The sequence below is a fragment of the Curtobacterium sp. 9128 genome, from assembly GCF_007673775.1.
In the GTDB taxonomy this organism is placed as follows: Bacteria; Actinomycetota; Actinomycetes; order Actinomycetales; family Microbacteriaceae; genus Curtobacterium.
The window spans coordinates 131,394-146,212 of the sequence record NZ_VEAF01000006.1; the positions used below are offsets into that span (position 1 = coordinate 131,394).

General features: G+C 72.5%; 14 protein-coding genes. 7 read left to right on the plus strand and 7 right to left on the minus strand.

The features are described 5' to 3' along the window. Positions 1-61 precede the first annotated feature (61 nt). Genes FS641_RS14075 through FS641_RS14085 form a run of 3 tightly spaced genes read left to right on the plus strand, consistent with a single transcriptional unit; the run spans position 62 to position 2,983 of the window. Positions 62-691: a helix-turn-helix domain-containing protein gene (locus FS641_RS14075; protein WP_222122105.1), complete on the plus strand. Its 630-nt coding sequence runs from the start codon at positions 62-64 to the stop codon at positions 689-691. Next, positions 688-1,641, plus strand: a complete 954-nt coding sequence (locus tag FS641_RS14080; protein WP_144764882.1) for a PDR/VanB family oxidoreductase — start codon at positions 688-690, stop codon at positions 1,639-1,641. The genes FS641_RS14075 and FS641_RS14080 overlap by 4 nt, the downstream gene beginning before the upstream one ends. 43 nt (positions 1,642-1,684) lie before the next feature. Continuing rightward, entirely contained in the window at positions 1,685-2,983 is a 1,299-nt protein-coding gene (locus FS641_RS14085; RefSeq protein ID WP_144764884.1) for an amidohydrolase family protein, read from the plus strand. A gap of 51 nt (positions 2,984-3,034) precedes the next feature. On the opposite strand, the gene FS641_RS14090 is transcribed toward FS641_RS14085, so the two are convergent. From FS641_RS14090 to FS641_RS14120, 7 genes are all read right to left on the minus strand, one after another. Continuing rightward, on the minus strand, positions 3,035-4,039 hold the full coding sequence (locus FS641_RS14090) for a carbohydrate ABC transporter permease (protein ID WP_222122106.1): 1,005 nt from the start codon (positions 4,037-4,039) through the stop codon (positions 3,035-3,037). Between the two features lie 2 nt (positions 4,040-4,041). Next, positions 4,042-5,406, minus strand: coding sequence for an ABC transporter substrate-binding protein (locus tag FS641_RS14095; RefSeq protein ID WP_144764886.1), 1,365 nt, complete (start codon positions 5,404-5,406; stop codon positions 4,042-4,044). 39 nt (positions 5,407-5,445) lie between these two features. Then, a complete protein-coding gene (locus tag FS641_RS14100) occupies positions 5,446-6,333 on the minus strand; it encodes a carbohydrate ABC transporter permease (protein WP_144764888.1) in 888 nt (295 codons plus the stop codon). 83 nt (positions 6,334-6,416) lie between these two features. Continuing rightward, a complete protein-coding gene (locus FS641_RS14105; protein ID WP_186317772.1) occupies positions 6,417-7,217 on the minus strand; it encodes a serine hydrolase in 801 nt (266 codons plus the stop codon). Next, positions 7,208-8,353 (minus strand): serine hydrolase, encoded by a 1,146-nt coding sequence (locus tag FS641_RS14110; protein WP_144764892.1) that lies wholly within the window; start codon positions 8,351-8,353, stop codon positions 7,208-7,210. Before FS641_RS14110 ends, FS641_RS14105 begins: the two co-directional genes overlap by 10 nt. Next, positions 8,350-9,513: an exo-beta-N-acetylmuramidase NamZ domain-containing protein gene (locus FS641_RS14115; RefSeq protein ID WP_144764894.1), complete on the minus strand. Its 1,164-nt coding sequence runs from the start codon at positions 9,511-9,513 to the stop codon at positions 8,350-8,352. Before FS641_RS14115 ends, FS641_RS14110 begins: the two co-directional genes overlap by 4 nt. Continuing rightward, positions 9,506-10,369: a MurR/RpiR family transcriptional regulator gene (locus FS641_RS14120; RefSeq protein ID WP_144765231.1), complete on the minus strand. Its 864-nt coding sequence runs from the start codon at positions 10,367-10,369 to the stop codon at positions 9,506-9,508. Before FS641_RS14120 ends, FS641_RS14115 begins: the two co-directional genes overlap by 8 nt. A gap of 141 nt (positions 10,370-10,510) precedes the next feature. Here FS641_RS14120 and FS641_RS14125 point away from each other — a divergent pair, with 141 nt between their 5' ends. The 4 genes from FS641_RS14125 (at position 10,511) to FS641_RS14140 (ending at position 14,742) form a co-directional block, all read left to right on the plus strand. Continuing rightward, positions 10,511-11,500, plus strand: coding sequence for an N-acetylglucosamine kinase (locus FS641_RS14125; protein WP_144764896.1), 990 nt, complete (start codon positions 10,511-10,513; stop codon positions 11,498-11,500). Next, positions 11,490-12,479 (plus strand): N-acetylmuramic acid 6-phosphate etherase, encoded by a 990-nt coding sequence (murQ, locus tag FS641_RS14130; protein ID WP_144764898.1) that lies wholly within the window; start codon positions 11,490-11,492, stop codon positions 12,477-12,479. Before FS641_RS14125 ends, murQ begins: the two co-directional genes overlap by 11 nt. Next, positions 12,476-13,324, plus strand: a complete 849-nt coding sequence (locus FS641_RS14135) for a C40 family peptidase (protein ID WP_144764900.1) — start codon at positions 12,476-12,478, stop codon at positions 13,322-13,324. Before murQ ends, FS641_RS14135 begins: the two co-directional genes overlap by 4 nt. 230 nt (positions 13,325-13,554) lie before the next feature. Further along, positions 13,555-14,742 carry an MFS transporter gene (locus tag FS641_RS14140; RefSeq protein ID WP_186317773.1) on the plus strand — a complete coding sequence of 396 codons (1,188 nt, stop codon included), beginning with the start codon at positions 13,555-13,557 and terminating at the stop codon, positions 14,740-14,742. The last annotated feature ends 77 nt before the right edge of the window (positions 14,743-14,819 follow it).

Below are 14,819 nucleotides of genomic sequence, written 5' to 3' on the forward strand. Positions count from 1 at the left end.
TGCCATGTGTGACGACCACGTTCCGGTGAAACCCGCCCCGCGACCGCCCGACGGAGGACCAGTGCGCACCGACCTCATCGAGTCCGGCTCGGCGCCCACCCGCGTCGTCGACGAGCAGGCCCGCCGCACCGGCGAGCACATCCGGGCGCTCCGTCGCTCACGCGGTCAGACGCTCGTGCAGCTCGCCGAACGGACCGGCCTGTCGCACCCGTTCCTCAGCCAGCTCGAACGCGGCCACTCGCGCGCCAGCATGGTGTCGCTCGAGAAGATCGCGCTCGCCCTCGGGACGAGCCAGGTCGAACTGCTCGCCGCCGGGGACCCGCAGCACCGTGAGCCGGACGACCGCAGCCCGGACGTCCTCCGCGCCGCCGAGGGCGCCCGCGGACCGTTCTCGCTCGGTGAGGCGCGCCTGCTCGTGCACGGCGGACCGCACGCGTTCGAGCCGCTCGAGTTCACCGGCACGAACACCGAACCGGGCGAGTACTACGAACACCTCGAGGACGAGTTCCTCTACGTGCTCTCCGGCTCCCTGCTCCTCGACCTCGGCGGCACGGGGGTCCAGCAGCTCGCGCCTGGCGACTCGGCGTACTACCGCGGCGGGACACCCCACCGGTGGTGCAGCGCCGACGGCGAGCGCTTCCAGCTCGTCGTCGTCAAGCAGAGCCCGCTCGGACGGGAGGCCTCCGCGTGAACACCACCGGGACGCGGTTCCCCCTCCGCATCGCCGCACGCCGTCCCGTCGCGGTGGACGTCGTCGCGCTCGACCTCGCCCCCGTCGGGCCGGATCCGCTCCCCACGTGGGAGCCCGGCGCGCACCTGGACGTCGAGGTGGCCCCCGGTGTCGAGCGGCAGTACTCGCTCGTGGCCACCACGGACGACGGACACTGGCGCGTGGCGGTCCTCCGCGAGCACGGTGGCCGTGGCGGATCGGTCGCCGTGCACGACTCGCTCGAGGTCGGCGCGACCGTCACCGTGAGCGGGCCGCGGAACCACTTCGCGTTCGACCCCGACCGGCCCGCGGTGTTCGTCGCCGGCGGCATCGGCATCACCCCGATCGCCGCGATGATCGCCGAGGCCGAGGTCCGCGGGACCCCGTGGGAGCTGCACTACGCCGGACGACGGCGGGACGCCATGGCCTTCGCCGAGGACCTCGTCGGGGTCCACCCGGACCGGGTGTCGCTCGCCGTCGCCGACGAGGGGACGCGGCTCGACGTCGCGGCCCTGCTCGCCGACCCGCGCGACGCGGTCGTGTACTGCTGCGGGCCGAAGCGGCTGATGGACGCGGTCGAGGCGGCCGCGTCCCACTGGCCCGAGGGCAGCGTCCGTGTCGAGCGGTTCGCGGCGTCGGACACGGCGTCCGCTCCCGGTGAGGCGTTCGAGGCCGAGCTGGCGGTCTCCGGGATCACGCTGACCGTCCCGGCGGACCGGACGCTGCTCGAGGTCGCCGAGGACGCCGGGGTGTTCGTGCTGTCGTCCTGCCGCGAGGGCACCTGCGGCACGTGCGAGACACCCGTCATCGCGGGGTCGGTCGACCACCGCGACGCCGTGTTGAGCGCCGCCGAGCAGGCGGCCGACCACAGCATGATGATCTGCGTGTCCCGCGCTGCCCGGGGCTGCCCGCGGCTCGTCCTCGACCTCTAGTCGCGGACACATCGCCGAAACGCGCTGCTGCTAGAACCAACGCATGCTCACCGTCACCGGCGCCCTGCGCGTCCTCGTCGCCCCCGGTACCGAGCGGGACGGCGACGTCGTCCTCGACGACGGCGTTCCCGACGCGACGACCCTCGACGCCTCCGGCTGCGTCGTCACCCCCGGTCTCGTCAACGCCCACCACCACCTCCTGCAGACCGCGTTCCGGACGCTCCCCGGCACGCGCGGCGTGCCGATGGCCGCCTGGCTGCCGACGATGGCCGACGCGTACGGCCGCGCCGGCCACGACCCGGAGCTCTACGGACTGGCGGCGACCGTCGGCGCCGCGGAGGGCCTCCTGTCCGGTGTCACCACGATCGCCGACCACCACCTGAACTGGCCGACCACCGCCTCCGCCGACGACACGGTCGCCCTGGCGGCCGCGACCGCGGACGCCGTCCGCGCCCTCGGCGGACGTCTGGCGTTCGTCCGCGGTTCCGCGCGGGACGACCCGGAGCGTGCCGCCGCCTCGGCGGAGGCGATCGTGACCGGTCTGCTCCACCCGGACGCGGTCGGTGGGGTCGACCCGGACGGGCGGCTCCAGGTCGCGGTCGGGCCGGCCGGCGTGCACTCCGACGGCGAGGCGACGTTCCGCGCACTCGGCGAGGTGGCCGCCCGGCACGGGCTGCGTCGGCGGACGCAGGCGAACGAACAGGTCGACACGGTCATCGCGCTCGAGCGGTACGGCCGCCGCCCCCTCGACCTCCTGGAGGAATGGGGCTGGCTCGCCCCCGACGTGACGATCGCGCACCTCTGCGACGTCACCGAGGACGAGGTCCTGCGGCTCGCCGCCGCCGGCGTCACCGCGACCCACGCACCCGGCTGCGACGTGCCGATGGGATGGGGCGTCGCGCCCGTGGCCCGGCTCGCCGAGGCCGGGATCACCGTCGGGCTCGGCACGAGCGGCGGCGGCAGCAACGACGCCGGTCACCTGCTCGCCGACGCCCGGCTCGCGATGCAGGTGTCCGCCCTCGTCGGTCCGCAGCTGCCGGCGCGACAGGTGCTCGGCATGGCGACGGCGGGCTCGGCCGTCGGACTCGGCCGGCCCGAGCTCGGGCACCTCGGCGACGGCACCGCCGGGGATCTGTGCGTGTGGGACGTGTCGGGCGTTGCTGACGCCGGTGTCGACGACCCGGTGGCCGGACTGCTGTGGGCGTCGCCGGGGCGACGGCCCCGGCACGTCGTCGTCGGTGGGCGGGTCGTGGTGCGGGACGGCAGGCTCGTGGACGCCGACGAGCACGAGGTGGCGGCGCGGCTGCGGGAGCGGTTGGCGCGGACGCCCGTGGCGGCGTGACGGACGCCAGGCGCGTGGCGGGCCGCCACGCGCCTGGCGTCCGGTGGTGCTTCAGTCCGCGAAGCGCTTCTGGAGTCGGAGGAAGACCGCCGAGACGCCCACCACGATGACGAACCCGACGACGGCGAGCGCGGTCGCGAGGCCCATCGACTGCGCGGTCGTCCCGAACCCGCCGAAACCAGTCCGGTAGAACAGCGTGCCGAGGACGTCGGTCGAGCCGCTCGGCCCGGCCTGGCTCCCCTGCATGATGTAGATCAGGTCGAACGTCCCGAACGCGCCGATGAAGTTCATCGTCGTGATGAGGAGGATCGTCGGGCGGATCGCCGGGATGAGGACCGACCAGAGGATGCGGAACCGCCCCGCACCGTCGAGCGCGGCTGCGTCCATCGTGTCCTGCGGCACCTCGGTCAGCGACGCGAGGAACACGAGCACCGGGAACCCCATCCCGACCCACGCCGTGATGACGGCGATCGTCGGGAGCGCGAGCGTGGTCGATCCGAGGAACGGCAGCGCCAGGGCGTCGAGGTGGAGCGCGTGCAGCACCGAGTACAGCACCCCGCTGTTCGGCTCGAGGTAGATCGTCCAGATGTACGCGATCGCCACCGGGGGCAGCGTGAACGGCAGCATCATGATGATCGAGTAGCGCTGCGAGGCCCGCTCGTTGACGATCATCATCATGTAGGCGAGCCCGATGCCGAACACGAGCGTCAGGACCATGGAGATGGCGAAGAAGTACAGGTTGTGACCGACCGCGCGCCAGAACTCGGGGGCGAACGACGGGTCGACGAGCGTGAACACGTAGTTCCCGAGCCCGATGAAGTTCGTCAGCGGGCCGGTGCCGTTCCAGTTGTAGAAGCTGTACCGGACGCCGTCGAGCAACGGGAACACCACGAAGATCGTGAAGAGCAGGAAGGCCGGGGCGACGAAGGCGGCGAGGATCGCCACCTGGCGTCTCGGCATCTTCCGCGGGACGCGCTGCGTGGGTGGTTCCTGCGCGGTCGCGGGAGACGGGACGGAGCCGCTGTCCCGTGTCCCGGGGTCGGTGGTGATCGCCATGGTCACTTGGCCGTGAAGTACCAGTCGAGCTTGCCGTTGATGTGCTCGGCCGCCTGCTGCGGGGTGGTCTTGCCCTCGAGGAGCGGCACCACGACGTCCTGCTCGGCGGTGTACACGCCGGATGTGGTCGACACCGTCTTCTCCTTGGTGAGGGACGTCGGGTCGGGGTCCGGCGTGTCCATGGGCGAGCGGATCCCGATGATCGGGTTCGCTGCCTGCGTGTCGAACCACTCGGCGGCCTGACGGCTGAGCGGGTACTTCTTCGGGATCGTCACGCCCGCGATCGGGGAGATCTCGCCCGCGACGTCGGAGAAGGCGTTGCCGAACTTCTTCGTCGCCGTGTAGGCGATGACCTTCTCGGACGCCTTCTCGACGGCCGGATCGCCGATCTTCGCGTTCATCGAGATGTTGCCGTCGACGTACCAGGTGATCTTCGGCTTCTGGCCGTTCGGCGACGGGACGAGCATCTGCCCGTAGTCGAGGTCCGGGTTCACCTGGTCGATCGTCGCCGTGTCGAAGATGCCGTCGATGATGAAAGCGGCCTTGCCGAGGGCGAACGCCGTCTCCTGCTCGTTGCCGGCCGAGCCGGTCGCCTGCCAGTTGTCCTGCAGGTACGGCGCGAGGTCCTGGAACGCGGCGAGCGACTGCACGAACTCCGGGTCCGTGTAGTCGGACTGCTTGTCGGTGATCGCCTGCGCGGTGGCGTTGCTCACCGTGGACGCGCCGACCGCCTGCAGCTGGAGCGACATCAGCCACTGCTGGACGCCCATCGTGTACATCGGCGTCGTTCCCGCGGCCTTCAGCTTCTTCATCGCGGCGATGAACTGCTTCCACGTGGTCGGCTGCTCGATGCCGGCGTCCTTGAGGATCTTCTTGTTGTAGAACATCGACATCGTCTGGACCGCGAAGGGGACGCCGTACGTCTTGCCCTCGTACTGCGCGGCCGCGAGGGACGCGGGCTTCATGCCCGAGGTGTCCGCGACGTCGTCGATCGGCTTGACGAGCCCAGCCGCCGCGTAGGTCTGGGTTCCGTTGCCGGCACGGTCGTAGAAGACGTCCGGCCCGCTCCCGCCGTTCATCGCGGTCTTCAGCACCGAGTCGTACGACGTCGCGGAGATTGATCGGAACTTGATCGTGACGTCGGTGCCCTCGGCGCGGAGGTTCTTCTGGACGCTCGCCCACAGGGGCTTGTCCTGGGAGCGCCACGACCAGACGGACACGGTCGGCCCGCTCGAGCTCCCGCTGTCCGCGCCTGCGGCGGAACCGCCGGACGAGCACCCGGCGAGGGCGAGGGCGGCTGCCGCCACGGCGCCCACGACCGCGAGGGTCCTGCCGCGACGGTGACGGGTGGTGTGCGTTCGTTGCATGGCTCCGGACGTCCTTTCGGGGTCGGGTTGTGGAAGCGGTCAGGCCTTGACGCCGCCGCCGACGAGGTTCCGACGGAACTGTTTCGCGACGAGCAGGAACCCGATGAGGGTCGGCAGGCTGATGATGACGAGCCCGGCGAGGAGGAGCTGCCACTCCGTGGAGTGCTCGCCGACGAAGGAGAGGATGCCGACCGGCACGGTCATGCTCGACGGGTCCTGCACGAGGAGCAGCGGGAGGAAGAACTCCTTCCACGCCGACAGGAACTGGAAGATCGCGACGATGCCGAGCGCCGGGCGGATGAGCGGCAACACGATGTGCCAGTAGATCCGCAGCGGGCCGGCACCGTCCATCACCGCGGCCTCCTGCAGCTCGAAGGGGATCGTCCGCATGAAGTTGACGAGGATGAACACGCTGTAGGAGATCCCACCGGAGGCGAAGACGATCACGAGCGACGTCAGCGTGTTCAGCAGGTGCAGGTTCTTGATGAGGATGAAGATCGGCAGCGCGATGATCTGGATCGGCAGCGCGAGGCCGGAGACGAAGAACAGGTACAGCAGCTGGTTGCCCCGGAACCGGTAGCGCGCGATCACGAACGCGGCGAGCGACGAGAACGCGAGGATCGCGGCGACGGTGACGCACGCGACGACGATCGTGTTGGCGAGGAAACGCCCGATGTCGCCCTCGTTCCAGGCGTCCGGGTAGTTCTCGACGTGGAACACGTCCGGCCACGACAGCGGCGTGCCGAGGATCCCGGGGATGTCCTTGAACGACAGGAAGACGACGAACAGCAGCGGCAGCAGCACGACGATCGACGCGATGACCAGGACGACGTGGCTCACGACCGGGGCGGCACCAGCGCGTCGGCCGCGGTGCCGCGTCGGCGCTGCTCCCGCGGAGCGAGCGGGCCGAGTGGGGATGGCGGTCATGAGCGGCATCCTTTCCGTGGTTCTCCGCCTCGGGAGCGAAGTTGTCGGAAGGTTACCTAGCGCGACGCAATTACGTCAATGGTTTACACGGCGAGGAAACACGATCGCAACACGCTTCCCACGGAGCGGATCACCGCGTCGCCCTGTGTCTCGTCGAAGCCGCGTGTGCAGACCGCCAGGACGGACGCGTCATCGGCGTCCGGAGCGGTCGCGAACGCCGCGACGTCGTGCACGACCCCGGGCACCCACCCGCTCTTCGACCCCCACCACCGGCCCGGCGGCAGCTCACGAGCGATGTGCGGGAACCGCTGCCGCGCGAGCACCGCACGCGCGAACGCGGTGCTCGCCGCCGTGAGCGTCCGGCCGGACACGAGCGACTGCATGGTGCGGGCGAGATCGGACGGCGACGACCGGTTCTCGAGGCCGGCACGCTGCGCCGGCACGTCACCGAGCTTGCGGTCGAGGACCGTCCGGCTGAGCCCGGCCGCCTCGACGGTGTCCGCGATCCGCGCGGTGCCGAGCAGGTCCAGGAGCACGTTGGTCGCCTCGTTCGACGACCGTTCGATCATCATGCCGGCGAGCGCCGCGACCGTCGCCTCCGCACCGTCCCGCGGGAACTCCGGGTCGGCGTCCTCCGGATCCGGTCGGACGACGATGCCCCCGCCCGCCGCCGACACCGTGGACGAGGACACCGTGACCGATCGGTCCAGCGCGACCGTGCCGTCGTCGACCCCCCGGAGCAGGGCGAGCAGCACGAGGAGCTTGATCGTGGACGCCGCCGGCAGCACCACGTCGGCGTCCTGCTCGGACACCGTGGCGCCCGCGGGGTCGAGGAGCACCCAGGCGACGAGCGGTTCGCCGGCGCCGGCCACGCTCACCGGCACGCGAACGCCAGTTCGGCGACGTCGCGACGCAGGGCCGTGATGCCGGATCCGTGTCGAGTGGGGTGCACCCGGTTCGTCAGCAGCACGATCGTCAGTCCGGCACCGCGGTCGACCTGGACCGACGTGCCCGTGAACCCGGTGTGCCCGCGCGACGCCGTCCCCGGCTCGCCCATCCACGAGGTCTCGCCGACCCGGAGACCGAGACTCGCTCCCGTCCCGTCACCGCGGGGGTCCGGCCTCCCGGTCACCCCTGGCAGCTGGTCGTCCCACATCCACCGCGCGGTGACCTCCGTCTCGCCACGACGGAGCACCTCACCGAACCGCGCGACGTCGTCGACGTCGGCGAAGAGCCCGGCGTTCGCGGTCGCGCCGCTGAGCGACCAGGACGACTCGTCGTGCACGTCGCCGCGCACGACGCCGCGGTGCAGCTCCGGCTGGTGCTCGGTCGCGACGACGCCGTCCCGCAGCCCGGCATCGGCCGGCCGGTACCGGGTGTCGGCGAGCCCGAGCGGGAGGAGCGTCTCGCGCGAGACGAGGTCGGCCCACGGCTCGCCGGTCGCCGCCTCCGCCACGAGCATGGCCGTGTTGAACCCGGTGCACGCGTACTCCCAGTGCCGGCCTGGAGGCGCGGTGAGCGTCGTGCGCGCCAGGTCCGCCCGCAGTGCGGCCCGGTCCGCCAGCGGGGACGCCCGGAACGGCGGGGCGCCGTCCGGCAGCGCGGCCAGCGCCGCGTCGAACGGGGCCCGCCAGCCGGCCCAGGTCGCCGGGAGCCCGGACGTGTGGGTCAGCAGGTGCCGGAGGGTGACGGCCCGTCGGTCCCGGTCGGTCCGGTAGTCGGGCAGGTGCTCCGCGATCGGCTCGTCGAGTCCGAGCACGCCGGCCTCGACGAGCCGGAGGAGCGTGTACGCGGAGTACGTCTTCGTCACGGACGCCAGGTCGAAGAGCGCTCCGTCGGGGATCGCGGTGCGCGCTGCGACGGGGACCACGACACCGTCGTCGTCCACGGTCGCGAACGTCCCCCGGACGCTCCGGGCGGCGACGCTGCCGTCGACGACCACGACGGCAGCCGCGGCGGAGGCGACCCCACCGTCCACCGCGACGTCGAGGAGCGAGGTGAGCCGGGCCTCCAGGCTCATACGGCGACTCGGTCGTCGGGCGCGTCCGCGAACCCGACCACGTCCTCGCCCGCGGCGAGCGCGAGCCGCAGTCGGTCGGAGCCCCAGAGGCGGTCGAGCGGACACCCGGGCTCGGCCGGGGCGTCCACAGGCTGCGCCCGCACGGCGAACGCGTCCGGGTACAGCCGGGCAGCGGTCCCGATGACCGCGAGTCCCGTCCGGACCGGACGGAAGCGATCACGGTCGGTGACGTGCAGGACGACACCGCGTACGGTCTGCCCCGCGTACTTGTGGAACGTCGGACGGAAGCGGGTCTCGCGCAGGGCGACGCCGGGGAGCCCGAGGTCACGGAGTGCCGGCACGAAGCGGTCGTCGAGCCACGGTGCGCCGACGGTCTCGAACGGACGGGTCGTCCCGCGCCCCTCGCTGAGGTTCGTGCCCTCGACGAGCCCGGTGCCGGGGTAGACGAACGCGGTGTCCGGGGTCGGCAGGTTCGGCGACGGCGTGACCCACGGACCGCCGCCCCGCGCCCACGGTGCACGGTCCGCCCACCCCGCGACCCCGACGACGTCGAGCGCCGCCGTCACGCGGAGGCCACCCGTGCCGGCGGCGACCGCCGTCCGTGCGAGCTCGCCGAGGGTCATCCCGTGCCGGATCGGGACGTCCAGCCGACCGACGAAGCTCGCGAACGCCGGGTCGAGCCCGGGTCCCTCGACGAGGGTGCCGCCGATCGGGTTCGGACGGTCGAGCACGACCACCCGCACGCCGGCGCGGTCCGCGGCGACGAGGCAGTCGACCATCGTCCAGGGGTAGGTCCAGAACCGCGTCCCGATGTCCGGCAGGTCGACCAGCACCAGGTCGACCCGCGCTGCGGTGATCTGCTCGGCGAGGCGGTCGGGGTCGAGCTCGTAGGTGTCGACGACGGGCAGCCCGGTGGCGTGGTCGTGGTCGACGGACTCGGACTCCCCCGCCTGCCCGGTGCCGTGCATGCCGTGCTCCGGCCCGAACAGCACGGCGAGGCGCACGCCGATGCGCTGCAGTGCGTCGGCGGAGCGCTCGAGGTCCGCGGTGACCGCGGTGTCGTTCGTGACCAGGCCGACACGCGCGTCGCCGATCACGGACGCGCGGAGCACCGGGTCGGCGAGCAGTCGGTCGATCGCGGCGACCGGCACCTCACTCATGGTCGCGGAGTGGTCGGACGGCTGAGTGCGTGCGCCGGATGGCGGCGACGCTCCGGTCGTGGTCGGCGCGGGCGACCCCGACGAAGAGGTAGTCGACGACCGTGAGCTGCGCGATCCTGCTCGCCATCGCGCCGGAGCGGAAGGCGGTCTCGCGGACGGCCGTCCGGAGCACGGCGTCAGCGACGCGGCCGAGCGGCGAGTCCGCGGCGTTCGTGACGGCCACCGTCGCAGCTCCGCTGTCCTGCGCGGCACGGAGGAACTCGATCGCCTCGCGCGTCCGACCGCTGTGCGAGAACGCGATCGCGACACCGGTCGGACCGAGGAGCGTCGCCGGCACCAGCGCATCGTGCGCGTCCGCGAACGACAGCGCCGTGCGACCGACGCGGAGGAGCTTCTGCGCGAGGTCGCGCGCAGAGGCGTTGCTCGCGGACACACCGAACACGACGACGGTCTCGGCGGCGGCGACCCGGTCGATGACGGACTGCAGCACGTCGAGGTCGAGCGACGCCGCCGTCTCCTGGATGCCGACGATCTCGGACCTGCTGATCTTCGCGATCATGTCGGCGAGGGAGTCGGCGTCGGTGATGTCGGAGCCGTACTCGCCGACCTGGCCGAACTGGGCGGACTCGGTCGCGAGCTCGGTGGCCATCTGCAGGCGCATCGGGGCGTAGCCGGTGAAGCCGATCGTGCGGCAGAAGCGGACGACGCTCGTCTCGCTCGTGGAACAGTTGCGGGCGAGCTCGGTGATCGTCTGCTCGAGCACGATCTGCGGACGCTCCAGGATCGCCTCGGCCACACGCCTCGTCGAGGGCGGGTAGGTGTCGAGTCGCGACTGGATCGAGGTCCGGATGCTCACCCTGACGACACTATTGGGCGATTCCAGCACGGTCATGGACAACCTCTCCGAGCGCGTTCCGATTGGTCGTCATGGTACGGAGCCGGACGTCGGTGCGTCAATGCTTTTCATCACGTATGGCAATCAGGTAAATTACCCACCATGCCGACCGCCGAGCCCACCGCCGTCGTCGACCCCGCGGCCGTCGCCGACCCCGTGGCCATCGTCGATCCCGTGGTCCTCGTCGACCTGGGGAAGACGACCTGTCGAGTGCGCGTCGCCGACCGGTCCGCCTCGGGACACGGGAGCGCGGGGCTCGCGGAGCACGACGGCCTCGAGGACGCGATCGCCGCGATCACCGACGCGCTGTCCGGGCTCGACGCTCCCGGTCCAGCGCCGACCGCGCTCGCCGCGTTCGGCGGCGGGGTGGCCATCGGCGCTGCCGGAGCCGCGACCGCGCCCGATCGCGCCCGCGAGCTCGCGGACCGTGTCGCCAGGGCCTCCGGCGGCCGGGTCGTCGTCACGAGCGACGTCGTGACCGCGCACGCCGGCGCGCTCGGCGGCGAACCGGGAACCGTGCTCGTCGCCGGGACCGGCGCCGTCGCGATCGGGATCGACGGCTCCGGACGCCTCCGGCGGGCGGACGGCTCCGGCATCTGGCTCGGTGACGACGGGTCCGGCCGGTGGATCGGGCAGCGGGGCCTCCGTGCAGCCCTCCGCGCGCACGACGGCCGTGGACGCGACACCACCCTCCGCGAGGCCGCTGCGGCGCTCGCGCCGACACTCGACACGCTCCCCGGGGTCGTCGGCGGGTCCGCGACTCCCGAACGGACCCTGGCGGCCTTTGCGCCCGTCGTCCTGTCGCACGCGGCCGACGGCGACGCGGTCGCGGCGGACATCGTCGAGCGGGCGGTCGGTCACCTCGTCACGACCACCGGCACGGTGACTCCGGCCGGGCCTGCGCGCATCGTCGCGGTCACCGGCGGGCTCGTCGCGGACGACTGGTTCGCGGCTCGTCTCCGGCAGGCACTCGTCGACGACGGCCTCGAGGTGCTCGACCCGCTCGGCGACGCCCTCGACGGAGCCGCACGCATCCTCGACGACCCCGATCTCCCCCATGAGAGGCAGGTGTCCCGTGTCGATGCCCCCTGACCCCCACGACCGCTCCGTCGGCGCGCTCGACGACGACGCCGATCTCGACGCCATCGGTGACGAGCTCGACACGCTCGCCACCGAGTCGGTCGACGAGAGCCGCAGCACCGTCGACCTCCTCGGAACCACCGACCTCGTCCAGGCCATGCATGCCGGGAACCGCGCCGCGTTCGACGCCGTCGGCACCGCACTCCCGGCGATCGCCACGGCCGTCGACGCCATCAGCACGCGGATGGCCGGCGGCGGTCGACTCATCTACATCGGCGCGGGGACGTCCGGCCGACTCGGTGTCCTCGACGCGAGCGAGTGCCCGCCGACGTTCGGCACCGATCCGTCGCTCGTCGTCGGGATCATCGCGGGCGGAGAGCGCGCGATCCGCTCCGCCGTCGAGCGCTCCGAGGACGACGCAGCGTCGGGAGCCGCCGACCTCGCCGCCGTCGGCCCCACCGCGCAGGACACCGTCGTCGGTCTCTCCGCCTCCGGCCGCACCCCGTACGTCCTCGGCGCACTCCGCGCCGCGAACGACGTCGGCGCGCTCACCGTCTCGGTCGCCGCCAACGAGCACTCCCGCACGGGCGCGACGGCATCGATCGCGATCGAGGCACCGGTCGGCGCCGAGTTCATCGCCGGCTCGACCCGCCTCAACGCCGGGACCGCCCAGAAGCTCGTGGTCAACATGCTCTCGACACTGACGATGGTGCGGCTCGGCAAGACCTACGGCAACGTGATGGTCGACCTCCGTGCGACGAACGCCAAGCTCGTCGCCCGCAGCCGTCGCACCGTCGTCTCGGTCACCGGCGTCGACACCGCCACGGCGGCCGCCGCGCTGGACGCCGCACATGGCTCGGTCAAGGAGGCGGTCTTCGCGCTGCTGACCGGCAGCACCCCAGCCATCGCGACGACCGCGCTCGCCGCTGCAGACGGACACCTGCGGGTCGCGCTCGATCGGGCGGCCTCGTCGACGGGCCTCCCGCGATGACCCGCATGCTCGACCTGCTGACCTCCCCGACGGTCGTCGGCGTCCCCGCCACGGTGCTCTGGAACGCGCCGGCCGCGCCACGACCGATCGACGTCGCCGCCGTGGCCGACCGGCCGGACCTCGTCGCGTGGGCCGCCGGGCTGGACGACGAGGCGCGGCTCGGGCTGCTCGACCGCGCCGACACCCACGCGGTCCTCGGCGAGCCGGTGGTCGTCGTCGCCGAGGCGGACGGGTGGGCGGAGGTCCGCCTGCCGCTCCAACCGTCGTCGAAGCACCCGGACGGGTACCCCGGGTTCCTGCCGACCGCGCACCTCGTGTCGCTCGAGACCCCGCGGGCCGACCCGGTCGTCGTGCGGACCGGGCCGCTCCTCGGCGCGCTCCTCGACCGGCGAACGGACGGCAGGTACCTCGCCCCGGACGGCGTCGTGCACGAACTCGCGGCGACCGCGGTCACGTCGCTGCGCGCGCCGTCGCCGGAGCCGGTCGACCCCGCCGATGCACTCGCCGTCGCCCGCACCTTCGCGGGCACGCCGTACCTCTGGGCCGGCTCCTCCGCAGCCGGTGTCGACTGCTCGGGTCTCGTCCACGTGTCCTACCGGGCGCTCGGTGCTGTCCTCCCGCGTGACGCCGACGACCAGGCCGAGGCACTCGAGCCCGTGGCACCGGAGGACGCCCGGCCCGGCGATCCGGTGTTCTTCGCGAACGAGCACGGGATCCACCACGTCGCACTGGCGACCGGCGGTGAGGCGACCTTCCACGCTCCGCGTACCGGGCAGCCCGTGGGCGCTGGGCGCTTCGACACGGCCCCGGCGACCGAGACGGTCACCGCCGCCCGGGTCCGCTGAGCGGACCGACCGAGCCGACCGGCGGACGCGAGGGTGCGTGTCCCATCGGTGGGTCTGCTGAGGGACGGGAGCCGCCCGGGTCCTCCGGCGTCCTTCCTGCGCATCCAGTACGGTGATCGATCGGATGCACGCTGCATCCGTGCGGTCCGGGGTGGTGCTCGCACGACCTCCGGGAGCGCACGGATCGGCGCCCTCATCGACTTCGTCGGAACGGACAGCGAGATCGGAGCGTGGTGAACATCGACGCCCGCACGGCACTCTGGCTGGTGCTGTGGTCGCGAGTCCTCACCACGTTCTCCGGCGCGGTGAGTGCCCTGGCGTACTCCGTGATCGCGATCCACCACCTCGGCGGGTCGAGCGCCGGCGTCGCGGTGGCCACGTGCGCCGCCGTCGGCGTGCTGCTCGGCAACCTGCTCGGCGGGATCGCGGACTTCGTCCGACCACCGCTGGTGATCGGCGCAGCCGGACTCCTGGGGTGCGTCACGTCCGGTGTGGCCTTCCTGATCACGCGCTCGCACGGCTACGACCTGCCGGTCTGGTGCTTCCTGACGCTCCTGTCCGGACTGGCGAGCACCGCGGCGGCGCGCGGCGAGAACACCGCCATCGTGCACGTCGCGCCGAGGGACCAACTGCCCAGGCTCTTCGGCGCGGTTTCCATGCGAGCACAGGTCGCCGCGGCAGCTGCCGGCACGGTGAGCGGGGCGCTCATCGCCGCTGACCGAGCACTCCCCTTCGCCCTGGACGCCGGAGCCTGGACGGTCAGCGTCCTCATCGCGGTCCCGTTGGTGCGCCGGTACCCCCGATCCGGCTCGCCCCGGGACTCGTTCGCGCTCGCAGAACTGGTGCGCGGCTTCACCGTCATCGCGCGGAGCTCGCCGCTGCTGTCCATCGTGGCGGTCAGCGCGCTGGCGAACACGTTCCTGGCCGGAGCTGGCGCGGTGATCACCATCGACCTGATCGACCGTGGCGTCGACGTCCGGCTCGTCGGACTCGTCGAGGCCGCCGTGAACGTCGCCGGGCTCCTCGGCAGCATCGCGAGCGGGCTGATCGCTCGCCGGCTCCGGACACGGCAGCTGTTCGTGCTGGTGCTCGCCGTCCTCACCTGCTCGATGGCGGTGATGGCCGTCCGCGGCGACGTCCCGGTCGTCGTCGTGGCCCTGTCGTGCGGTGTCTTCCTGATCCCGTCGCTCGGCGTCTCAGCGGCCGTGGGTCTCGCCACGCTGACACCCCCGGAACTGCAGGCGAGGACGTCCGGCGCGAACTCCGCGGTGTCGCTCCTGCTCACCACCGTGTCACCGGCGGCGCTCGGGGCGCTCTACGTCCACACCTCACGATCCGTGGTGCTGTCGGTCGCGGCGGCCGGGACGCTGGTGGCCGCCGTCATCGCCCGCGTCGCGGTCCCGCGGCAGGTGCCGTAGCCCGCTGCGTCGGACTCCGCGGGGACGTCGCGAACGACCGAGGGCTGTTGATGACGGGAGGCCCGTGGCGGCGCCGC

Excerpts from the sequence above, each read along its gene's own strand:
- FS641_RS14085 (WP_144764884.1), top strand. The coding sequence starts at position 1,685 with ATGCTCACCGTCACCGGCGCCCTGCGCGTCCTCGTCGCCCCCGGTACC.
- FS641_RS14090 (WP_222122106.1), bottom strand. The coding sequence starts at position 4,039 with ATGGCGATCACCACCGACCCCGGGACACGGGACAGCGGCTCCGTCCCG.
- FS641_RS14095 (WP_144764886.1), bottom strand. The coding sequence starts at position 5,406 with ATGCAACGAACGCACACCACCCGTCACCGTCGCGGCAGGACCCTCGCG.
- FS641_RS14100 (WP_144764888.1), bottom strand. The coding sequence starts at position 6,333 with ATGACCGCCATCCCCACTCGGCCCGCTCGCTCCGCGGGAGCAGCGCCG.
- FS641_RS14110 (WP_144764892.1), bottom strand. The coding sequence starts at position 8,353 with ATGAGCCTGGAGGCCCGGCTCACCTCGCTCCTCGACGTCGCGGTGGAC.
- FS641_RS14115 (WP_144764894.1), bottom strand. The coding sequence starts at position 9,513 with ATGAGTGAGGTGCCGGTCGCCGCGATCGACCGACTGCTCGCCGACCCG.
- FS641_RS14125 (WP_144764896.1), top strand. The coding sequence starts at position 10,511 with ATGCCGACCGCCGAGCCCACCGCCGTCGTCGACCCCGCGGCCGTCGCC.
- murQ (WP_144764898.1), top strand. The coding sequence starts at position 11,490 with ATGCCCCCTGACCCCCACGACCGCTCCGTCGGCGCGCTCGACGACGAC.
- FS641_RS14135 (WP_144764900.1), top strand. The coding sequence starts at position 12,476 with ATGACCCGCATGCTCGACCTGCTGACCTCCCCGACGGTCGTCGGCGTC.